The organism is Microcoleus sp. PH2017_24_DOB_U_A (assembly GCF_020738205.1).
Lineage (GTDB): Bacteria > Cyanobacteriota > Cyanobacteriia > Cyanobacteriales > Microcoleaceae > Microcoleus.
In genome coordinates this window covers 99,629-122,489 of the sequence record NZ_JAEQCT010000055.1, presented here as the reverse complement: position 1 = coordinate 122,489, position 22,861 = coordinate 99,629, and the positions used below count along the sequence as shown (strand labels likewise).

Sequence of the window (22,861 nt, the reverse complement as noted above, 5' to 3'; positions counted from 1 at the left end):
TATTGCATCTTCACATCTATCTTCTTCCTTCGGCTATAGCTAGTTAACTCATACCAATTTAATGGGTCGTTGCATAGAATCCGATCCCGCTAAATCCCCCTTAAGAAGGGGGACTTTGAGAAGAATCTTGTCCCCCCCTTATTAAGGGGGGTTAGGGGGGATCTGATTCGGGAGCCACCTCATAAAAAATTGGTATCATGCCTCCATTAATATTAACCTAATTGGCTCCAAATGAACATACCAGGGAAAAGGATTGTCTTTAATCGCCCGCCACTTTTCCTTGAAAACTTCAGCTTGCAAGTGATAATCTTGGGAATCGTGGGGAGGCGAGTGCAACTTGAGATATAATGTCACCCGGTGGGGAGTTTCCACGGTTGAGGCGATCCAACAAGCAAATGTATTTTCGCGATCGCGCGCGGCGCTAACAAAACTGATTTGATGAGCCCGAATTCCTACAGAAACTAGAGATTTGGGAATTGGTTCGGCGACAGTCAGATCGCAGCGCCAGTCGATCGCCTCCACGACAGTTTCGGAGATCGGTTTAGCAGCACAGAAGTTCTTACAGCCAGTCAACTGGGCGACGGTGAAGTTGCGCGGGCGATCGAAAATGTTCTGTTTGGTATCAAAGGCGATCGCACTTCCATCAGCCAAAACCAACAGATTCTCGCACACCCGATAAACCTCCTCTAAATTGTGGCTGACAAACAAAGTAATGCCTCGATAATTAGCCAAAGCCTGCATTAACTCCCGTTCCAGTTGACTCCGCAAGTGCGTGTCCAAAGCCGAAAACGGTTCGTCTAACAGCAGCAAATCTGGCGAACTCGCGATCGCCCTCGCCAAAGCCACCCGCTGCTGCTGGCCACCCGAAAGTTCCTGCGGATAGCGATTTTCAAGTCCCGACATTTGCACCGAAATTAATTGTTCTTTGACTCGAAGTTGTTGCTCGCTTGTAGATAAATGCTGCAAGCCAAAGGCAATATTTTCAGCCACAGTCAAGTGCGGAAACAAAGCATAGTTTTGAAACAAAAAACCGATACGGCGGTCTTTAGAAGGCACATTAATGCCCTGTACTGAGTCAAATAAAACCTTACCGTTGACTGCAATTTTACCGCTAGTTGGAGTTTCCAAACCTGCGATACAGCGCAGAGTCATGCTCTTGCCAGAACCCGACGCGCCCAAAATTCCCAGCACTTCCGGCCCGATATCGAAACCGACATTTAAGGCAAAGCCAGAAAGAGGTTTAAAGATGTTTAGAAAAAGTCCACTTTGCGATTGTTTTGTTGGGTATTTTGGGGTAAGATTTGGTGCATTTTTGGGAATATGAGATTGCCGTTTATATGGCAATCCTAAATAAGTTGTGGGATGGGCATCTTGCCCGTCCCATTTATATCCCAATCCTAAATGAGTTGTGGGATGGGCATCTTGCCCGTCCAGAATTGTGGGATGGGCATCTTGCCCGTCCAGAGGATAAGCCTGAACCAGTTTTGTGGCTGACTTAGGATTAGTATAGTGGGGATTTGGTTGGGGAGATTTTTTTTGTAAATCAGTCCAATAATTAACAGCAGTGAGCATCGTCAAAGCAAGACTGAGCACAATCAAAACCCAAATAGCAGCTTGCCTCATATCCCCAGCTTCCACAGCAAAATAAATTGCCATCGGGATAGTTTGAGTTTGTCCGGGAATATTCCCAGCTAACATCAAAGTCGCGCCAAATTCACCCAAAGCGCGGGCAAATGCGAGAATAGTTCCTGCTAAAATTCCCGGCCAGGCTAGAGGTAGCATAATCCGCCAAAAAACTGTCCATTCGGAGGCGCCTAAAGTGCGGGCTGCGTTGAGAAGATTGGCATCAATTTGCTCAAAAGATCCCAAAGCAGTTTTGTACATCAGGGGAAATGATACGACTGTGGCTGTAATGACGGCGGCTTGGCAAGTGAAGAGGATTGTTAAGTCGAATTTTAGCAACAATTGACCGATCGCGCCATTTCTCCCAAACAGCAGCAGCAACAAGAATCCGACTACTGTGGGCGGCAAAACTAAGGGAGAGATGAAAATGCCTTCAATTAAGGCTTTACCTCGGATGCGAGTTGAAAGCATCCAGCGGGCGGCGGCGATTCCGAGAAAGAATGTAAGAAATGTGGCGATGGCGGATGCTTTTAGGGATATCCACAATGGAGATAAGTCGAATTCCATATTTGGGATTAATAAAACCGGGCGGTTGAAACCGCGTCTATACAGACAAAACCCACCTCCGTGGGTTGAAGAACAGGAGATTAAAATTATGTTATTTTATTCAGTCCGCGGAGGCGGACTTCGTTTGTGTAGACGCGGTTTCAACCGCCGTCTTAATCTTAGCTAATTAACGAGCTAAACCGAATCCATATTTCTGAAATACTATTTTAGCGCGATCGCCCGCCAAGAACTCAACAAACGTTTTTGCGGCAGCGGGATGGCGGCTGTTTCTGATAACTGCTAGGGGATAGACAATGGGCGAGTGCAAATTTGCGGCGGCCGTTAGCTGTACAGTTACTTTGTCGGATGTTTTGGCGTCAGTGGCGTAGACTATGCCAGCATGAACGTTTCCGCTTTCGACAAATGTCAGCACTTGGCGGACGTTATTTCCTAGCACTAATTTTGGCTTAATTTGCTGCCACAATCCTAGTTTAGTTAGCATTTCTTGGGCGTATTGTCCGACGGGGACGCTGTTGGGTTCGCCGATCGCAATTTTCTTGATTTTAACATCTGTCAACTGTTTAAAATCGGTCAAAACAGCGCTATTTTTGGGTGCAATCAATACCAGGCGATTTGTCAGGAGGTTTCGTCGTGTCTGGTTGAGGAGCAAATTAGCTTGCTGCAAAGCATCCATTTGTTTGGTAGCGGCGCTAAAAAATACATCTACTGGGGATCCTTGCTGAATTTGCTGGGCTAGGGCGCCGGAAGCACCAAAATTATAGGTAATATTAACATTGGGATTGCTGCTTTGATATACTGTTTTGATTTCTGTTAAGGCTGTCGAAAGACTGATAGCAGCGGATATGGTTAAAGATGTGCGCTGCTGCGTTGTGGCTGGAGTGCAACTAATCAGTAGTGCGATCGCCACCATTCCTGCGATAATTAAATTGAGAATATGTGTATTTTTTGAGTTCATGGGAAATAGAAGACCCGGCGGTTGAAGACCCGGCGGTTGAAGACCCGGCGGTTGAAACCGCGTCGATACATACAAAACCCGCCTCCGCGGGTTGAAGAGCAAGCGGTTAAAATATGTTATCTTCTTCAGTCCGCGGAGGCGGACATTGTTTGTGTAGACGCGGTTTCAACCGCCGTCTATGTTTGTGTAGGAGCGGTTTCAACCGCCGTCTATGTTTGACTTTCTGGCGGTTTCAACCGCCGTCTATTCCCGCCATTTGAGGGCACAACCGATCGCCTCTGTACTCGAAGGTTCTATCGGTTGGTCATTCAGCAATTGGTCGATCGCACTTCGCAAATAAGAAAATTGCACCGCTTCTGAATTGTCGGCATTGTCGTCTATTAAACCTTTATAGCGCAATCTGCCGTCTTGGTCTAACAAAAAAACCTCCGGCGTATGAGAAGCCCCAAAACTTTCAGCCACATCTTGAGCCATATCTCGGATGTACGGGAAGTTGAGTTGATTGTTGGCTGCAAAAATTTTCATATTTTCAAAATTTTCGTCGGGATGCTGGTTGGCATCATTAGCATTAATCCCGATTAAAGTAACGTCTCTATCTTGAAAATCTGCTTGCAGTTGTTTGAGGCGATTGAGATACAACTGGACGCAGGGAGACTGATTGCACAAAAATATCACCGCTATCGCTCGAAATTTTTCTAAATATCGAGATAAATGGTGAACGTCTTCGTCAACTCCCGGAAGTTCAAAATCGGGAGCGTAGCCGTTAATGGGAGTACCTGTTGTTTCGCTGATTAAACTCATTTTTTCAGGATGTGAGGAGCAGTATTTTCTAAGATGAAAGATGAAAGGATCGGTGCGAATCTAATAGGTTATTTTTGGACTTTACCTTAATTATAGCCTGACTAACAGCCTATTTGAATTCGGACTTGGCGATTTATTCCTCGTCTTGCTTTAGCCAACCTTTCGCCAGAGCTTGATATCCAATCATTTTGTATGTTAGTTTGGCGGCGGTAAATTCTGAGACTACAGAATCTACAACAGGTGCTAGTTCCATGATGTCACAGCCGATGACTTCGTAGGACTCGAATAACCGGCGTAAAAATCCGGTGAGCGAATACCAATTTAACCCACCTGGTTCCGGCGTGCCAACTCCTGGTATTAATGTCGGATCGATGCCGTCTAGGTCGATCGTCAAAAATACTCGTTTGGTTGTTATGCTAGCAATTGCGCGATCGGCCCAATCCGGTTGATTAGCTATTTCCCGAGCTCGAAACACGTTTAGCTGTTTGGCTTTAATCAAGTCGGCTTCTTCTTTGCAGATAGCGCGAATCCCGATTTGCAGTGTCGGTAAGCCCATATCGACAACCCGCCGCATCACGCAGGCGTGGTTGTGAATCGAGCCTTCGTATTCGTGCCGCAAGTCGCCGTGGGCGTCTATTTGCACGACTGTGAAGGGTTCGTCGGGGTATCCTTGGCGGTAGCCTTCGACAACGCCGGCGGTGATGCTGTGTTCGCCTCCGAGGGAGATGACAAACTTATTTTCGGTAATTAGCTGGTGCACGGTTTGTTGCGTGACTTGCAGCATTTCTAGGGATGATACTGGTTGCTGGTTGCGGGTATCGGCGATCGGCAATGCGGTATAAATACCAACATCGTAGCAAACTTCGCGATCGAGTTCTTCGTCGTAGCATTCGAGCTGGTGAGAAGCTTCTAGCAGTTTAGCCGGCCCGTTTTCGCACCCCCGCCGATAGGTGGTTGTTGCTTCGTAGGGAATTGGTAAAATAACTACTTTGGCTGTGTCGTAGTCGGGTACAATTTCGGAACCGAGAAAGGGTACGACAGAAGTTGAGATGATCGTTGGCATAGGGGAAGTTTGAATAAGGCAAAAAATGCAGCATCTTTAATCCTGACATAATAGCGGCTCTAACTACAAAGGAAGGAGAAAGAGGATTTAACCGCAGAGGGCGCAGAGGGCGCAGAGGGAGGAGGGAAGGAAGGTTTGCGTATATTTCCGTGGTTGCCTCGAATTGCGATACGGTTGGTAGTAAGGACTTTAGTCCTTTGCACCCTTAAATTTTCACTTTTTTACCTATATGACTTCTTCTACGTTAACTGCTGCCCGGCCTCAAACCTGGATGTGGAAAGGCTTTCCGATTTGCTATCAGACTGCGGGTTCCCAGGGCCCTGCGGTGGTGTTTGTCCATGGTTTCGGCGCGTCTTGGGGCCACTGGCGCAAGAATTTACCGGCGTTGGCTGCTGATTGTCGTTGTTTTGCGATCGATCTTATCGGTTTTGGCGGTTCTGCGAAACCCGCACCCAAGCTGGAGATTGATTATACTTTTGAGACTTGGGGACAGTTGATTGCTGATTTTTGTCGGGAAGTTGCGGGCGGGCCTGCTTTTTTGGTGGGAAATTCGATCGGCTGCGTAGCAATTATGCAAGCCGCTGTCGATTTTCCAGATATCGCCATTGGTGTAATTTTACTCAATTGTTCCCTGCGCTTGTTGCACGATCGCAAACGCGCCGAAATGCCTTGGTATCGCAGTTTTGGAGCGCCAATAGCACAAAAGATTTTAAATGTCAAATGGATTAGTCAATTATTTTTCAAACAATTAGCAACGCCGAATACAGTCAAAAAAGTGCTTTTGCAAGCCTATCACCGTCCCGAAGCTGTCAGCGACGAACTTGTAGAAATCTTGTTAAAACCAGCGCGAGACAACGGCGCAGTGGATGTATTTGTAGCATTTATCAGCTATTCTCAAGGCCCCTTACCGGAGGATTTGTTACCGCGTTTGAACTGTCCTGCTTTGATTATATGGGGCGCAAAAGACCCTTGGGAGCCGATCGCCCTCGGGCGAGAATTAGCCAAGTTTCCGGCTGTAGAAAAGTTTATTCCGCTGGAGGGCGTAGGCCATTGTCCCCAGGATGAAGCCCCGGAATTAGTGAATCCGATTTTACTCGAATGGATTAAACAATTGACAGTTGACAGTTGATAGTTGACAGTTGAAGTTTCTACTCGTTACCAGGCTGGAGCCTGGTAATGCTGATGGGGATAGCAATAGTATTGCTAAAATTTCATCTATTAATATTTTAGTCAACCTCAATACCGCAACATCTTAACAATGAGTCCCAAAATAAGGGTTTTAGCTCATGTTCTTGAAACGCTTGAGGCGAAATGTAGTTAAGATTGGTTAAATAATATACAAACGAGTCAGAATTTTTATCATCATCTTCTCGCTCAATGTGATAACGTATGGTGCAACATTTTAGCGTATTAGGAAGATAGTTTTTTTTAGGATCGATCAAATAATACTTACCATCTTCTTCCCATGTACAGTGCATTGCTTTTAGGCGTATTAAATATTTAGTGATTTGCTTTTTAGTACCCACCAACGGAAAACTTGCTAAAGGGACTGTCAGTAATTAAGCGTATCGCGAGTAAGCCCTGGCATTTTTAATGATTTTTTGAAACGAGCGGGCGAGACTTAAAGATTGAAAAAATAGTCATCCCTATAGCCATCAAGGGTTTGAGATACTAGATTAGATCTAAAACTGTCCTTCGTATTGCTCCTTTGACTTTATCAAATTTTGCAATTGCAATTTTAACATACAGGCAATCAGGAAAAAAGAGTCATTGTGAAAATTGTCAATAGTTCTCAGGATATTTCTTTGAGCGAGGGCGATCGTATTTTTGAGCGCTTCCATCGCGGCTACTTCACTCAGATCCAAAAAATAGCAGGATCGGGATTGGGACTAAGCCTAGCACGGGAAATCGCAAGGGCCCACGGTGGCGATATTCAACTAGATACTGCTATCCTCGGTCAAACAGCGTTTATACTGAGCTTACCTGTGGGCGATCGCTATTAACGGAACTTGAAAATTTTTAAGAAGACTTATCTGGAAATACATCTGCGTTTATCTGCGTTTATCTGCGGTTTCGGGAGCGATAGAAGATTTATACAATAAGTCTAAGGGTTAAGGATATTGTCCCTTCTCGCTCGTGCGATCGAGCCTGTTTTGCAGCCTCTGGTACGAGCATTCCATCCAGTTGACGAGCTAAACATCTCTCCAGTAGTTTACCCAGTGCTGTCATTGTACCAGATCTGCCTGATAAAGGCTATACTCGATTTCTTACCAATTACTTGCATTTTTATTAATTTCTCAGTTATCAATAAAACTTTTCGGTATGGACAACTTGAGCATCGACACTAAAACCCGCACCGTCAAGCTAGCTTCCGAGTGCATAGACCTAAACAAAGAAGAGTATATCGTGCTGCTGCTGTTGAGCAAACACTACGGCAAATATGTCGCACCGACAGCGATTTTTAATGTGTTGTACAAGCGTCCCCCAACAGGTGACGAAGAGAAAATAATAGTCGATCGCATTTTTGAACTCAAGAGAAAGTTAAAAGACAACGGCGACACATCCATGCTAATTCATACCGAACCAAACGGGAGTGGCAAATATGGAATTCTCGCAGTAGAAAGTCCCGTGCAAATCAACGGAGAGATTTTGCAGCCGCCGGAACCCAACCCAGAATCAGAACAACTTTTAAACAATCGGTACCGGGTAATTGAGAAGTTGGGAGAAGGAGGTTTTGGCTTAACATTGTTGGCCGAAGACACGCAAATGCCTTCGCACCGGTGTTGCGTCATTAAGCAGCTTAAGCCGCAGACAAATAATCCTGATATCGATCAAAGTGTTCGAGAGCGTTTCTCTCAAGAAGCTGCTGTTTTGGAAAAGTTGGGCGAAGGGCATTCTCAAATCCCCAAACTTTACGGGCACTTTGAGGAAAACGGTTTATTTTTCTTGGCGCTGGAATGGATAGACGGGGAAACGCTTAACAACCGAGTCAAAGTTGTTGGAAGAATGAACGAGGAGGAAGTTAAAAAAATCCTGACAAGTCTGCTAATAGTTTTGGATTATATACACGAAAAACAGATTATCCACCGAGATATTAAACCCCAAAATATTATATTACGCAAGTCTGACGACGAACCAGTTTTGATAGATTTCGGCGTAGTTAAGGAAACAATTAATCAAGGGATGACTGCTGGGTTAAATGATGTAACAATCTCCATTGGAACGCCCCAATTTATGGCTCCGGAACAAGCCGCTGGGAGACCCGAATATTCGAGCGATTTATACAGTTTGGGATTGACGGCAATTTATTTACTAACTGGAAAGTGGCCCCAGGATTTAGAAACTGACCCCCAAACTCGGGAGATGCTTTGGCAGAATCATTCATCAAAGGTGAGTGTGAGATTTGCCGCAGTTCTGGATAAAGCGATTAGATTTCACCCCCGAAGTCGGTTCGCTAATGCTAAGGAAATGTTAGCAGCTTTGGAGGAGCCAACAGTGGCTACTTTGGCGAGCAGTCACGAGCAAGATAACTCTCAAAAAAGCAGTAACAAAAGCTGGCTTATTTATGTATTTTTGATATTTTTAATTGCTTTAGGTGCGGGTGCTTTTGTCTTCAAAAAAGAGTTGATAAGTATCCTCAAAGATGCTGTACACTTAGCTGAGAGAAGTCTGAATCCTAGCGATTCTCAATTGCCCTCTTTGCCTGGGGTGACACCGGAAAATGCCCAGACTTCCTCGCCTGTAGATGCCAGCAGTTACATCAGTGCGGGCGATCGCATTTTGTTCGCTAGCACGGCAAATCCTGACAAGCAAGCAGGAGTTCGCGCGATCGCCAGCGGTGACTTCAAAACGGCGGTAAGTCAGCTAGAAGCGGCTGTAAAAGTCGATCGCACAGACGCGGAAACTTTAATTTATCTCAATAACGCTCGACTCGGTACTGCACAAGCTTTGAAAATTGCCGCAGTAGTTCCGATTGGCGACAATCTCAGCGGGGCGGCGGAAATATTGCGCGGGATAGCTCAAGCTCAAGACGAAGCAATTAAGGCGGGAGTGCCTTTAAAGGTAGTAATTGCTGATGACGGTAATGATGAAAATCGGGCGAAGGCTATTGCACAGAGTCTGATTGCAGATAGCAGTATTTTAGCGGTTGTCGGTCACGGAACCAGCAAAACTTCGATCGCAGTTGCTCCAATTTACAGTCAAAATCAAATGGTGGCGATCGCACCTACGAGCACGAGCATTCAATTAGCAACGGTTCCGAGGCGCCCTGACGGCGTGAACTATTTCTTTCGGACGATACCGAGCGACCAATTTACAGGTACGGCTTTAGCTCGCTATATGTTAACTGGCATGAAAAAAAGCACGGCTGCGGTTTTTTACAATTCCAAAAGTTCTTATAGCAAGTCTCTGCAAACAGCTTTTTCTACTACTTTGATTCTGGAAGGCGGTCAAGTTGTTAAAGAAGTAGATTTATCTGAGCCAAATTCGGCGACGCACATCGATGGGATGGAAGCAGATGTGTTGGTTTTGCTACCAGATTCAGATACTGTAAATTCATTCCTGGAAATCGCTAAAAATAATCAAAAAGGTTTGCCAATAATTGGCGGTGATGCTCTATACAATACGGATTTATTGAAACAGGGTGGAGCAGCTTTGAACGGGGCTATAATTTCTGTACCTTGGCATTTTGCTGATAGTAAAAATCAAAAATTTGTAGAATTAGCTAGAAATTTGTGGGGAATTGATGTTAGCTGGCGGACGGCGATGAGTTACGATGCGGTGCAGGTGTTGCGGATGGGAAGGTCGATCGGGAAAATTGCTCCGAATAGCGGTCAAGCGGGGCGAGTGATGCTGGCTAAAGCCTTAGCTGCTGAGGATTTTAAAGTTAGCGGTGCGACGGGGGAAATTAGATTTTTGTCGAGTGGCGATCGCAATAGCAAAGTAGTTCTTTTGCAAATTGTACCCGATTCTAAATCTGGTGCAGGTTACGATTTTGCGCCAGTCGATCGGTAGATTGCAGATTTTAGCTTACTCCCGGCATTTAGAGCGGATGTTGCTAGAAGAGGTGCTTAGGGATGTGGAGAGGGGTAGAGGCGATCGCTCCCTACTCCATCATAGACCAATACGGTTTACTTAACGCTTTTGATGAATTTCATCTGACGATTTTTGGATTATAAAGAGGTGAAGTAGATATTAAGAATATTTTACCGCAGAGAACACAGAGAACACAGAGAGGGGAGGGATAAAAGGTTTTTTTACGACATCCAAAACCCTCGCAATACTCTTCCCTCTGCGCCAAAAGCGCCCCAATACGGTTCAAAACTCTTCTCTTGATGGAGTGGATTGTATTGCAATACGGTTTACTTAATGCTTTTGATGAATTTCATCTGACGATTTTCTGGCAATATAGCCATTTTGGGCAAGTCAGATTTTTCTTAAGTAAACCCTACTCCATCATAGACCTGTTTAGGATTAATGCTCTTGCCGATAAGTACAGCAAAATACCATTACAAAGATGCCAAAGAAAATGAGTGCCCGTTGAAAAGTAAGGACAAATTGCGCGATCGACAGTTCGGAATAAAAGGGCTAACAAGAATACCCCCGATGCTGCTAATAGAACAAATGGCTCACGCTTTTGCTGTTGGTAGTGATATAGTCCAAGCCCTAGTAATACTAAAAAAGTAGGAGCATAAGAAAGAGAACCGTTGAGTACATTTGTAAATTGATTGCTGAAGTTGCTTGCAAATAAAAATCCTACTAGCAATCCTCCTGCATATCCATATTTCATTCTAACTACTTGACGGCTATATAACCATAAAAAAACAAGCTGAAAGAGCACAATAGGAATCATATCTAGCAATCCTGCCCATTCTGTCGCAAATGTATGAAATAGGGTACTTCCAATACCTATACTGGTGGCTAAACTAATCAATATCCAAATACCAGTCGGTACTTTTTGCTGTTGCCGAGTCAATTGAAAAATAGCCCATGCTGCAATGAGGAAAGAAATATTAGATACAGCATTTAGTGGTTCACTCCATAAACCAGGAATAATACGTTCGCAGTAAAGATCGATGTAATCATTCATGTCATGTCACTGTTTTGAGAGTATAATAGACCTGTTCCATAATTCTTGTGGAAAGTAGGGATTAGGCGGAACGCCTGCCCTTGAGTGGCTCTTTAGGAGATGTCTAATTCAGACTACAGTACAATCGTTAAATTGAACAAAAAACCTGTCTCAAATTTAATGAATTCTCCATTTTATCCCGATCGCCGTTTTTTCAAATACCGAGTAGCCTTGCTAATAAGCATTGCTGTGATTATCCCTTTAGGTTACGCAGTCAGGTTTTCTCGCGGCCCTGCACCGGAATGGTTCAACGATTTTTTCGGGGCCGTAGCTTATGAAATATTTTGGATTTTGCTAACAGTTTTTTTGTGGCCGCAAGCTTCCCTCGTTTGGGTTGCTATAGGAGTGTGTATTGCTATCTGCGGATTGGAGTTTCTGCAACTGTGGCAACCTCCGTTTTTACAAGCAGCTAGAGCTACTTTACCGGGACGATTGGTATTGGGAAACTCCTTTACTTGGTGGGATTTTCCGTCTTATTTTATCGGTAGTTTTTTGGGTTGGGTGTGGGTGCGGTGGCTGAGGCGATCGAACCATTGTCAATAAGCCTTTCATAAACGGGCAAGATGCCCGTTCCACAATAAAATCTAATTTTTGTGGAACAGGCATCTTGCCTGTTGCTGATATTAGTGCAAAAATATCTCCGTTCACAAAGACTTAAAGCCCTCCGCCAGACTGAGTTTTTTGACTCAACCAATCCTTACCCAATCTGATTGTCACATCCGACTGCAAAGAACCGGTACTCTCAACCAGCACCTCTCCAAAACCCAAAGACTGGCGAATCGCTTCAGCACTTTTAATGTCCCCGTCTTGAGCTACAATCGTCGTTACATCTAGCGGTTCAGGCCAAGCTTTAGAAACTTGCACATTTCGATAGCCTGCCCGAGTTAAAGTCTTGGCAAAATCTTCAACCGCCGATCGATCGCCCGTACTGTCTTGAATCGCCACCTTCAGAAAAGTCGAATCAGCATTCTCGATTGTCCAAGTATTTTGACCGAAGTCAAAATGCTTTGCCACCAGAGTTTCGATGCCATTTTGGTCTGGCAACCAAAAACTTGCCTTGTAGTCCTTAGGATCGCTGAATTTGCCCGGAACCATCAACATCTGCACTCCAGCGCGATCGGTTTGAGTAGCAAAACCAGCCAAAGCCACCAATTCTTCTATACTCAAATTAGTATCAAGGTGAGACTGAATCACCGATAAAATCTTCGGCAACCGAGAGAGCAAACCAACATTAACTTGCTCTTCCACAAAAGCCCGCATCAACAATTGCTGGCGCTGTACCCGCCCGATATCCCCTAAATCGTCATGTCGGTAAAGCAAATAGTGTACGATTTGTTCGCCATTCAGACGTTGTTTGCCAGCCTTTAAATCTATATATAAATGCTGACTTTCATCGGTATACTTCATGTCTTTAGGGACATTAATCGTAATCCCGCCCAGGGCATCTACCAAACTTTTGATGCCTTGAATATTGACTGTGACATAGCGATCGATTCCCACGCCGCCCAGCAGTCCGCTCACTGACTTCGCTGAAGAAGCAGGGCCGCCGTAGTAATTAGCTTCGTTGATTTTCACGACACCCCTACCTTCGACATAGGTGCGGGTGTCTCGCGGAATGGAAAGCACGCTTATTTTTTTATTTTGAGGGTCAAACCTCACCAACAGCATAGTATCGGTTAACCCCTTAAAAGAGTTTTGCCAGACATCGTATCCCTTGTCTTTATCGGGATGGCCTTCGAGGTCTGAACTCAGAACCTTAAGTCCTAGAACTAAAATATTAACTGGGCGAGTCAGCTCCGGCATCTTCATGTTGAGCTTTGCCATGTCGCCTTGAGAAAACACCGCCGCTTCTTCAGGGCTCAACTTTTGTTGCTGAAGCGGCGTTGTGGAAAGGGAGACGGCTAGCAGCGCTCCGGCTGTGGCTGAGAGCATGGCTACTCCAGCCAAACCAAAACCAAAACCCAGCCAACGGCCTCGATGCGGTTGGTGCGATTTTTTGGTTGAAGGTTGAGCGGTTGATTGTTTGATAGGGTCTTGATTAGGAGTTTTTTGAGCTGGCACTGGCTTCCTCACACACAACAAAAATAAAAAAGATCGTGACAATATGTAGTATCAAGCTGAAAACGCAGTCAATCAATACGGTAGGGGCTTAAAAGAACCCTAAATTATGATAAATGTTTGCCGACCACTTGCTCGGCTACGCGGCTAATTCCGGGCAACCATAGCGGTTGACGCTTCCAGAGGCGAACCATCAGTCCCAGGGCAACGATAAAATAGCTGGTTGTCAGCAGGCTACTCATTAATAACATGGTAAGTGTCGAAGATTCCGCAGAAATCGCTCCAGCTTCTAAAAGAATATGTCCTAAGAGCCAGCTAAATGCAAGGGCAATTGCCAATCGGCTGACGGCTTTGCGCTCGGGGCTGCCCTGACGGCGGTAAAGATTCCACAGGGCGGGGAAAAAGCCGATGACTGGGATCATTAGTACAAACAGACTTGCCCGATCGAGTTCGGGATTGTCTAAGGGATCTTTATTTTTCATAATTCGCTACTGAAAATTTGTAGAAGGTCTAGTTTTGCACACAAGTTATTTGTTAGAGGCAAAATTTATATCCTAAACCAAAATTCGGAGAGCAGGGCAGGTTTTGCACAAAGATTGTCTCTTAGAGGCAAAATTTGGCCGCTAAACCTGCCTTTACCTATTATTGACAACTTTTCGACCTGGAGAGCCGCATTTTGATAAACTGGATACAGCACAGGAGACAGGAGAACAGACTTAGCCATGACCAAATCCCAAAAATCGATCGTTATTTCTCCATCAATATTATCAGCCGATTTTAGCCGTCTTGGAGAAGAGATTCAGGCTGTCGATCGCGCTGGCGCCGACTGGATTCACGTAGATGTGATGGACGGTCGCTTTGTACCTAATATTACGATCGGGCCGCTGATTGTCGAAGCAATTCGCCCGGTTACTACCAAGCCCCTGGATGTCCACCTGATGATTGTGGAGCCGGAGAAGTACGTGGAGGACTTCGCTAAGGCTGGTGCTGACATTATTTCGGTGCACGCCGAACACAATGCTTCGCCTCACTTGCACCGCACCCTGGGTCAAATTCGGGAATTGGGCAAAATGGCTGGTGTGGTTTTGAATCCTTCGACACCGCTGGAGTTGATCGAGCACGTGCTGGAACTTTGCGATTTGGTGCTGATTATGAGCGTCAACCCGGGCTTTGGCGGTCAAAGTTTTATTCCGACTGTTGTGCCGAAAATCCGCAAGTTGCGCCAAATGTGCGACGAGAGAGGTCTCGATCCTTGGATTGAGGTGGATGGTGGTTTGAAGGTGGATAATACTTGGCAGGTGTTGGAAGCGGGCGCAAATGCGATCGTAGCTGGTTCTGCGGTATTTAAGGCGAAGGATTATGCTGGTGCGATCGAGGGTATCCGCAACAGCAAGCGTCCGACTCCACAGTTGGCGGCTGTTTAATTGAAAATGCGATCGCGTCCGATAAATTGCTAATAGACTTTTCCGAAAATTATCGCTTCACAGGCATCTGTGAAGCGATAATTATTTGAGATATTTAAACGTCTGTTGATGTCGAATATTGAGCCGACATTATCAGTCCTAAAAGTATCAAGATCTAAGCCGCAACGTCAGGTTAACGGTATCCTTCACAAAGCCAGGAACTAGCCAACTAAAAAGCGATCGTTTAATCTCTTTTCTAAAGATCCGATAGAGATCGAACACGACAAGACATTGTAATTTATACACTTTCCCTGTTTGCCAAAGTCTGTCATAACTTTAAAAAAATGGTATTATCACTCATATTTTTAACTTTGAGAGCAATTTTATTTGAAAAAGTGTTTAAAGAATTACTACCTCATTTTCGACAAAAATGGTTGATGAGAAAATCGAGACCATTACCAGATAGCGTACAATTTGCCTTAAAAAACTTTGAAAATATCTGGATAGCTGACGGCTCAACATTAGAAGCATTATTTCGTAAACTAGAAAGTTTATCAGATTTTCCAATTGGTCAATTATCCGGAAAAATGGGAGTAATCGTAGACCTAGTAACTCATCTTCCCGAAGAAATTTGTTTTTGGGAAAATCCGAAACAAGCAGATACTCATGTTCGAGGAAGATTTCCTAAAAACAGTTAAGCCAAAAATCTTGCTGTATGGTAGGAGGCTTCTATCATTTCGCTTTTTGGAAAAAATTAATCGAGCAAGAAATTGGATTTATTACTCGGATTAAGAAAGGTGCATCTTATCAGGTCGAGCGGGTATTAACCAATACTTATGATGTCAAAAACCAGATAATTTAGATAGGTGCAGGGACAAAAAAACACCAGCCTTGACTATAAGGGTAAAACCCTATGAAAAATAGATACTGCGTTGGCGAAGCCTGCCCGTTGGCGAAGCCGCCCTGAAAGGGCTAGGGCTTATGCTTCGTTCCTCTCTTCGGACAATTTTAAGTAAACCGTATTGGACTATAAGATTAGTACAAGTTCGCTCAAAGAAATCCTGGCGTTCTTATCTAACAAGTGTCCGAGAACCTAAAATATTACCCCCCTATGTAGTGGCAGATTTGTATCAAAGACGCTGGCAAATTGAAGATATCTTTTGTACAGTAAAGAGACTTTTAAATTTAAGTTATTTATGGACAGGTTTGCTCAACGGAATCCAGATTTAAATCTGGGCTAGTTGGCTATTTTATGCGGTTTTGATAGACTTAGGGGATGCCGTTGACCTCTCAACGTACCTTCTACAGTTGCTTCTAAAACAAAACCGTTTTATTGGCTCTACAACCCCTATTCATTTTGTTTGCTCCTGAATATAATTTGAATTAAGCCGATCGCACTTTTAGCACTCCCCGGTCAAAAACCCGCTTGTCAGTACCGATCGCACTGACAAACATCCGGTCTTCATAGACATCAAACGTCGCAAAACTCAGGCGGCTAGCAGAAAACTCCGTCCACTCAGAACGCCCCACCGGACGAGTCCCTCCGCCAGCACCGCAAATTAAATAAGTCGTACCGTCAATCGAGCGGGTGCGTTCGTAACTGTGTTCGTGTCCGTTGATATAAAGCTGCACGCCGTATTTTTGAAACAAAGGCGTCAAAGTCTTAATAAAAGGTTGATTCAATCCATACACGCCAGAGGAATAAATCTGGTGGTGACCGAACACAACTTTCCAGGGTGCAGTGCTTTGGCTTAACTCTTTCTCCAGCCAAACAAGCTGATTTTTCCAGTCAGCATTGTCATTGGTATCTAATGCAAAAAACTGTACCGGATCGCGCCGAAAAGTATAGTAGCGACCTTGCATATTAAAACCCGGATATTTAACTTGCGGGTCGCCGTTAGCAGTGCGAATGTCGTGATTTCCCAAACAAGCATAAAATTTAACGCCTTGCTGCAATAACGGCTGATAAGGCTTCTTAAAAACAGCATTAATTTTTTCAATTTCGCCGTTATTGTAGATATTGTCGCCGGCGAGAACAGCTATGTTAAAAGGATTTTCCCGGTGATATTGCGCCATCGCCTCAGCCACAGCATACTGACCTTCAGCGCCGGTACCGGTGTCGGCCAGCGAAATAAAGCGTAAAATAGGCGGTGAGGCCGGCAATGGGACGATCGCCCTTTGGGCCTCAAGGTTAGAAGGCACAGCAGCATTGGCGTCTCTACCCCAGGAAGTCCGAAGCTGAAGCATTTTCGAGACTCCGGCCAAACCTAGGGCGCTCAGACTGCCTAAAATTAGAAAGTGACGGCGTTTGATGCTCATGAGAAATTTGGGTAGAACTAATGAAATGATAAATTAAGGATGAGATGGCTCACCTAAAATTTATCCTGTTTAGATATATTTGTAACGCTCCAAGGCAGATAAAATGTCAGAAGAACCACTAAACCAACCAACTCCAGAACCGTTTGAATCTCCGACACCCGAGGTAGATTCCCCAGCAAAGTCGGCCGCGACTCGCACCACAGCTAAAAATGCTAGCAGTTCTGTTCCCACAAATGAGAAAATCAAAGCTTTGATGACCTCGATTGGGAATTTGGGAAAAGGGGGAAAAAAATTAGCAGCAGAACCTCCTTTGCAGCCCCAAAAGCCCGCACCAACTGCTTCCAACTCAGCAACAACTCCTCCTCCGCCTGCGAAAGTTAACAGCGTTCCCCCGCCAAAAGCTGGGGTAAAATTCGCTAAAAAGCCTGTATCTAAACCCGCGGGCGGCAGTTTTTTAGGGAAAGTCGGCGTACTTTGGCAAAGTATTGTGCGGTTAGTTCGATCGTTCCTACCTGCATCTGCGAACGCCAAGCTGTCCGATCCAATTTTAAACGCCTCCTTAGCTGCAATTCTCATCGTTGCGATCGGTTTAACTTTCAACAGTTTCTCGGCAAAACCGCCCCAGAAATTAGCAAAAGCGCCTATCCCAGCAGCACAGCTATCCCCAACCTTTGACGATTTTGTGGCGCCGGGAACAGCGAAATCCCCAGAGGCGATCGCAAATTCTCAGCCTACACCCGCTAATTTTAAAAGCAAATTGCCCGATTTAGCAGCGCCGAAAAAACCGGAACCTGTAGAAATTATCCCGCCACCGCCGCTAACGCCGGAACAGTCTCTGATTGCGGCGATTCAAAATCAAGTTGCTGAAATTACTAATCGACTGGGCGGCGGTTTAGTTAAGTCTGTTGATGCTGATTTCTCGATCGGTCTTTTGACTGTCAAAGTCGCTGAAGATTGGTACAAACTCAGCGATGTAGAGCAAAATCAGCTCGCCAGTCAAATGTGGAAAGAAGCTAACTCACTGGATTTCAGCAAATTACAAATTGCCAATTTGGAAGGAAAGTTAATAGCTAGAAGTCCGGTTGTTGGCTCGGAGATGATTATTTTAGAAAGAGGAATTAATAAAGTTTAAATTCGGGAGCATCTCCTTTTTACAAATCTATTCGTAGGGGCGAAGCATTTCGGCAGTAAATCTCTGATTCTGGTTCATAAATTATGTGCCGAAATGCTTCGCCCTTGCCACAATGAGATGCACCGTTAAATTCTCTGTATCTGCAAACAGTCAGATCCATCTGAAAGTCCAGGACGCAGCATCAAATTAGCTAGGTTTGTAGTGAGGACTTCAGTCCTCATCAAATGAGAGAAGACTGAAGTCCTCACTACGAACCTTAAAAAGTTGATTTACACCAGAGATTAAATTAATTAATTTTGAGAAAAATTGAAAAATGACAATTTTAACTCAAGTCCAACAAGTAGAAATTAAATATCCCAGCAGCGACCCAGATGCGATCGCTGAAAGCGACATCCGGCGCCATTATATAACTTACGGCTAGGTGAATCCCGCAAACCCATTTTCACCAACCTATCACCAAGTCACCCAAACCATCCCAGTCGGCACAGCCCCAAGCGGTTTGCGGCAAATCGCCCTTAGCAGCGACGGCAAAAAGCTATTTGTTACCGCACCAAACGGCGCGAACAGCAAGATTTACGCCGTTAACATCGACCCCAAAGACCGACCAATCAGCCCCGGCGCGAACCCCAAAAAATGGAATCAATTAATTGGAACTGTAACAGCCGATGAAGGCGTAGAAGGATTAGCTGCTACGGTCGATCCGCTGAAAATGACATTTACAAACAGCGGCAAAGATAGCAAAGGATTTGGGGTACTGGATATTACCAATAACGACCCCGTAAGTTTTGCTGCTACTACTCGCTATACAAATTTAGGGCTGGGTTCAACTTTTGATTACTTCGATGTGAATGAGGGAGTTTCGGTAACAGTTTTACCGGATGCGAGTTATGCGTTTGTTGTGGGTCGGAATGCGGATACGAAATTTTTCGGTCAGGAAATACCCAGCATAGATGGAGACCCGCGAGCAGGCAGCAACATCGGCATTATCAAAGACCCGCTGACAAATCCGCAATTAGTAGCGGCAACTCGACCGATTCCAGATGGATTCGCTACAGACTTAGCGCTGTCAAGTGATAGCAAGTTTCTTTACGCTTCCTATCCAAATTTAAGCGGTGCGAATGGCAAAGTTTATGTTTTTGATGTGGAGGAATTTGTCAAAACGCTGACCAACCCCAGTCAATTCCAAGTAGATAATAAAGGTCGGGGTGTTGGGCTGCCGTTGTTTAACAGCGCTACGGCACGAAATGCTACGATTGCTGACTTGGCGGCGATTCCAATTGATAATATTAATCCAGCAGTTAGTGTTGCTGCTGATTTTCAGATTCTGACCGACGCGAACAATCAATATACTTACGGCGTACCGCCGGGAAGTAAGAAAGCTCCCGTTTCTGTGACAAACCCTCGCGGTTTGGCGGCGACACCGCTGGATTGGCTGGATTTGAAAGAGCCGATAGGTACTAGCAAGAGTTCAGAAAATCCCCTTAACCCAAAGTTCCAATGGAGTTTTGACAGTCCACCGAATCAGGACATTACAGAAGTTAATCTCTTCGTCAGCCTGTTTGACGAAGGTGAGGGACTTTTGCCGTGGGATAAAGTAGTTGATTTACCAGATCCTAACGGTAACAAATTTCTCTCCGACCAAGGATTGAGCAAACCCCAGCAGTTAGGTTTACTGACAAAACCTTGGAACACATCTTCTTACCACGGTCAAGAAAACGATTTCAATCCCAACCGCATTTTAACTGCGACTTGGCAGAAAGATAGCACCAATATCGGCAAGTGGACTTTCGATGGCGGTAAAACATTTACTCAGGGAACCAATACCAGCTTTACACTTCCTCCCAGTCTCAAACTGACTGCCGGCCAGAAGTACAATTGGGCAGTTGAAGCTTGGAATAAAGAAGGAAAACGCAACGAGGAGTTTGGTAATTTCTGGACGCCGCTACCGCCAGCCCTCAACGGTGACAATACCTTCAGCAGCGTCACCGTGCTGACCCACGGCTTTAAACCTCCTTTTAGTCCTCCCTTTTTCAATAACCCTGGAATTCCTTCAGAATTTTATCAACTGGGTAATAGCATTGCCAATGCAGGTATCGACGGTGGCGGTTTGATGATGAGGTACGACCTGCCTACAGGTTACTGGGTTCCTGTCAACAAATATGGTGCAGTGCCCGGAGACTTCCCATCAGGTTTGAACCCGCAAAACGATCCGCAATATCTCACTAAATTGGAGAGTTATATAGCTCCCTACCTTGACAACAATGAACCGTTAGTGCTGCTGAATGACTGGTCGCAAAATAATGAATCGGCCGTTCCTGATTCAGGCTTCACAGAGGCGGCAGCAGATGCTTTCTTTACTTCCCTCGTGCAGTTGGATGGAGTGTTGAAGGATGAAACTAGCACGGCTAAACAAGGCGCACTTTTCAATTCCCCGCTGCACTTTGTTGGTTTCAGTCGAGGTACTGTTGTTAACAGCGAAATTATTCAGCGTTTAGGTTCTTATTTTCCTGATGCTGGCGGCAAAGAAAATTCCAATACTCGCGACCTTCAGATGACAACTTTAGACCCCCACGATTTCGATCAACCGGGGCTAGATGTGGTGACAGAGAATTTCGGCGATTTCCGCGAGCCAAAGGTTCAGGTGTGGAAAAATGTCACTTTTGCGGATAATTACTATCAGACAGTACCGAATTTATTAAGCGGTACGGTTTCGCCTGCGGGTCGGGATATTCCGAATCTCCCGTCTACTGAGAATGGGAAAACAGCCCCCGGACTTAAGTTGCCGCGAGAAGGTTGGAGGTCAGAAAATCCCGATGCTACAGCTCCGCTGTTGGGAAAACCGGATTTGTCGGTTTTTCTGGGAACTAATAAAAACAACCCAGATTATAATAAAAGTCGTGCTGGGTTTACCAAGGAAACAGATCCTACTGTTGGTATTGCTGGAAGGGGAGCTGTACACGGACGTGTTTTGAGCTGGTATGGGGGAACATCAGACCTCTTTCCAACTAACTTCCCTTTCAATGAAGACTTAGATGTTAATCCTCTTTTCCGCCGACGCGGCGATGGGTATCGCGAACCTTTATTCGATAAGGACTTTTCATTTGGCGGTACTGTTTTGACAGACTCCGCTCGCGTTAGCCCTTGGTATACGCCGGAAGAGCGTTTTGAACACGGTGTTGATGCTGCTCCTTGGGAGGGAATTGGTACGGGGTGGTTTTATTCGGTTTTGGGTGGCGGTTCGGAGTTGCGTCCCCAAACGAATGTAGAGCGTATCCCGGTTGATTTTGACAATACTTATGATGCCAGGATGCGGGGAGATGGGGCGGTTCCTACTTTGTTTAATGGCAATTTTGATGCTGTTTTCAATCCGCAGGGTGGTAATCGGACTATTTTTTCTGATGCGATTCCTGGTTGGTCTTTGCATAATGGTGAAACGTCACCGAGTGTGTCTACCAGCAATCTTGTTGATGTGAATCAGTTATCTGCAACAGAAGCTCCAGCTTTGCACGCGGAACTCGATAGAATTGGAGTCGATCGAACTCAAGCAAATTATGCTCTGAAGCTAGAATCAGGAAAAAGTATTACCCACAATCGTTTTGTTGTACCTGATTGGGGAAACTTACGGTTTGACCTCCATGTTCCCGAAGCAGAACTAGGTTCGGGAAGAAGTGTTTTGGTCACTTTGTCAGCAGCAGATGGAAGTCCTTTAGGCGTTTCATCATCGATCAACTTGAGGCGAGCGAATCGTACAAGAGGTGCATATTTAGCAGATACACAAAGGATTGATTATGGAATTCAAGGGTTTGAGACTTTCCAAGTAGAGGTGCCTGACAATTTGCGCGGTCAAGTAGCAACTCTGAAGTTTGAAGTTGTTGGTGGCGGTAATGTTTACTTAGATAATGTATTTTTTAAAAGCCAACATCTACTGTTTGGAAATCCCTCAGATGCAAGGAACACAACTGATCTTGCTATTGCGGAGCGCAATAACTATTTGCTAGAGAAAGCACAGTTTGCCACTGCTTATGATGACAGCAGTAAAACTCCTAAATGGGTAAGTTGGCAACTGAATCAAAAGTGGCTGGGTAGTGTTGCGCGCTCAAATCTCAGATTTATCGAAGATCAAAGTATTCCTGAAACTTGGGGTCGGGTCAAAAATGAGGACTACAGCAACAGTTTGTATTCAAGGGGTCATATGCTACCTTCGTCTCAGCGAACTAATAGTGAAAAGGACAACATAGCGACTTTTTTGATGACGAATGTAGTTCCACAGCATCAAGATAACAACGATCTCAGCCTAGATGAAAATCCGCAAAGTCCAGCATGGACGAGTTTTGATGATTTGCTTGCATCCACTACTAATATTGACTCAAAAGAGCTTTATGTTGTCGCTGGGGGTTATGAAAGCAATCTAAATCCTCAACGTATAAGCCATAGAGCAAGACCCAGCAGATTAACAAATCCCCAGATTCTTACAAGCAAAGGAATCAATATTCCTGGTTGGACTTGGAAGGTCGTACTGGATTTAGAGCAACCAGGACTGAATCCTGCTAATGTCACAATTGCTAACACTACAACTTACGGCATTTTGACACCCAACGAGGTTGAACCAGCTCACGTCCCAACTAATCCAAATGGATCGGTAGATGCCAATGGAGATTTCCCACTTCCAGTTCCTCACCCATTCAATACTTTGTTGGGGTTAAGTCTTCCAGACATACAAAACAAAGCTGCTTGGAGAAATTGGCAAACATGGCAACTGAGGAAATAATCGAATCATAAGGCTGATCGTCTAGACATCAAACAAATTAGCCTG

17 protein-coding genes and 1 pseudogene are annotated in these 22,861 nt (G+C 45.0%); 9 read left to right on the top strand and 9 right to left on the bottom strand.

The window, feature by feature from the left end; all coding sequences use genetic code 11:
• Positions 1-195: 195 nt before the first annotated feature.
• The 4 genes from modB to speB form a co-directional block, all read right to left on the bottom strand.
• Positions 196-2,190 (bottom strand): molybdate ABC transporter permease subunit, encoded by a 1,995-nt coding sequence (gene modB, locus JGK07_RS16605; protein WP_293242634.1) that lies wholly within the window; start codon positions 2,188-2,190, stop codon positions 196-198.
• Between the two features lie 166 nt (positions 2,191-2,356).
• Positions 2,357-3,145, bottom strand: a complete 789-nt coding sequence (gene modA / locus JGK07_RS16600) for a molybdate ABC transporter substrate-binding protein (protein WP_366516875.1) — start codon at positions 3,143-3,145, stop codon at positions 2,357-2,359.
• Between the two features lie 243 nt (positions 3,146-3,388).
• Complete coding sequence (locus tag JGK07_RS16595; protein ID WP_293175514.1) at positions 3,389-3,946, bottom strand: thioredoxin family protein; 558 nt, start codon at positions 3,944-3,946, stop codon at positions 3,389-3,391.
• A gap of 133 nt (positions 3,947-4,079) precedes the next feature.
• Positions 4,080-5,009: an agmatinase gene (speB, locus tag JGK07_RS16590; RefSeq protein WP_293175516.1), complete on the bottom strand. Its 930-nt coding sequence runs from the start codon at positions 5,007-5,009 to the stop codon at positions 4,080-4,082.
• A 229-nt stretch (positions 5,010-5,238) separates the two neighbouring features.
• Here speB and JGK07_RS16585 point away from each other — a divergent pair, with 229 nt between their 5' ends.
• Both JGK07_RS16585 and JGK07_RS16580 read left to right on the top strand, forming a co-directional pair.
• A complete protein-coding gene (locus JGK07_RS16585) occupies positions 5,239-6,138 on the top strand; it encodes an alpha/beta fold hydrolase (protein WP_293175518.1) in 900 nt (299 codons plus the stop codon).
• Positions 6,139-6,778: 640 nt separating this feature from the next.
• Positions 6,779-7,012: a sensor histidine kinase gene (locus tag JGK07_RS16580; RefSeq protein ID WP_366934298.1), complete on the top strand. Its 234-nt coding sequence runs from the start codon at positions 6,779-6,781 to the stop codon at positions 7,010-7,012.
• Positions 7,013-7,100: 88 nt separating this feature from the next.
• On the opposite strand, the gene JGK07_RS16575 is transcribed toward JGK07_RS16580, so the two are convergent.
• A complete protein-coding gene (locus JGK07_RS16575) occupies positions 7,101-7,238 on the bottom strand; it encodes a hypothetical protein (protein ID WP_293175524.1) in 138 nt (45 codons plus the stop codon).
• Positions 7,239-7,331: 93 nt separating this feature from the next.
• On the opposite strand from JGK07_RS16575, the gene JGK07_RS16570 reads away from it, so the two are divergent.
• A complete protein-coding gene (locus JGK07_RS16570; protein WP_293242628.1) occupies positions 7,332-10,022 on the top strand; it encodes an ABC transporter substrate-binding protein in 2,691 nt (896 codons plus the stop codon).
• Positions 10,023-10,455: 433 nt separating this feature from the next.
• On the opposite strand, the gene JGK07_RS16565 is transcribed toward JGK07_RS16570, so the two are convergent.
• Positions 10,456-11,097, bottom strand: coding sequence for a ceramidase domain-containing protein (locus JGK07_RS16565; RefSeq protein ID WP_293219538.1), 642 nt, complete (start codon positions 11,095-11,097; stop codon positions 10,456-10,458).
• A gap of 159 nt (positions 11,098-11,256) precedes the next feature.
• Between JGK07_RS16565 and JGK07_RS16560 the strand changes: the two genes are divergently transcribed.
• Positions 11,257-11,679 carry a DUF2809 domain-containing protein gene (locus JGK07_RS16560; RefSeq protein WP_293175530.1) on the top strand — a complete coding sequence of 141 codons (423 nt, stop codon included), beginning with the start codon at positions 11,257-11,259 and terminating at the stop codon, positions 11,677-11,679.
• A gap of 111 nt (positions 11,680-11,790) precedes the next feature.
• On the opposite strand, the gene JGK07_RS16555 is transcribed toward JGK07_RS16560, so the two are convergent.
• Positions 11,791-13,197, bottom strand: coding sequence for an LCP family protein (locus JGK07_RS16555; RefSeq protein WP_293175532.1), 1,407 nt, complete (start codon positions 13,195-13,197; stop codon positions 11,791-11,793).
• A gap of 104 nt (positions 13,198-13,301) precedes the next feature.
• Positions 13,302-13,676: a hypothetical protein gene (locus JGK07_RS16550; protein WP_293156757.1), complete on the bottom strand. Its 375-nt coding sequence runs from the start codon at positions 13,674-13,676 to the stop codon at positions 13,302-13,304.
• A 240-nt stretch (positions 13,677-13,916) separates the two neighbouring features.
• On the opposite strand from JGK07_RS16550, the gene rpe reads away from it, so the two are divergent.
• The 3 genes and pseudogenes from rpe to JGK07_RS16535 all read left to right on the top strand — a co-directional run.
• Positions 13,917-14,618 (top strand): ribulose-phosphate 3-epimerase, encoded by a 702-nt coding sequence (rpe, locus tag JGK07_RS16545; protein ID WP_293175534.1) that lies wholly within the window; start codon positions 13,917-13,919, stop codon positions 14,616-14,618.
• Between the two features lie 323 nt (positions 14,619-14,941).
• Positions 14,942-15,295, top strand: a complete 354-nt coding sequence (locus JGK07_RS16540; RefSeq protein WP_293191563.1) for a hypothetical protein — start codon at positions 14,942-14,944, stop codon at positions 15,293-15,295.
• 328 nt (positions 15,296-15,623) lie between these two features.
• Positions 15,624-15,824 (top strand): annotated as a pseudogene (locus JGK07_RS16535) (transposase); the annotation flags it as partial.
• A 156-nt stretch (positions 15,825-15,980) separates the two neighbouring features.
• Here JGK07_RS16535 and JGK07_RS16530 read toward each other — a convergent pair.
• Positions 15,981-16,916, bottom strand: coding sequence for a metallophosphoesterase (locus tag JGK07_RS16530; RefSeq protein ID WP_293225170.1), 936 nt, complete (start codon positions 16,914-16,916; stop codon positions 15,981-15,983).
• A gap of 103 nt (positions 16,917-17,019) precedes the next feature.
• Here JGK07_RS16530 and JGK07_RS16525 point away from each other — a divergent pair, with 103 nt between their 5' ends.
• Positions 17,020-18,048, top strand: coding sequence for a hypothetical protein (locus JGK07_RS16525; protein ID WP_293225168.1), 1,029 nt, complete (start codon positions 17,020-17,022; stop codon positions 18,046-18,048).
• 421 nt (positions 18,049-18,469) lie between these two features.
• Positions 18,470-22,816 carry a DNA/RNA non-specific endonuclease gene (locus tag JGK07_RS16520; protein ID WP_293290960.1) on the top strand — a complete coding sequence of 1,449 codons (4,347 nt, stop codon included), beginning with the start codon at positions 18,470-18,472 and terminating at the stop codon, positions 22,814-22,816.
• Positions 22,817-22,861 lie beyond the last annotated feature (45 nt).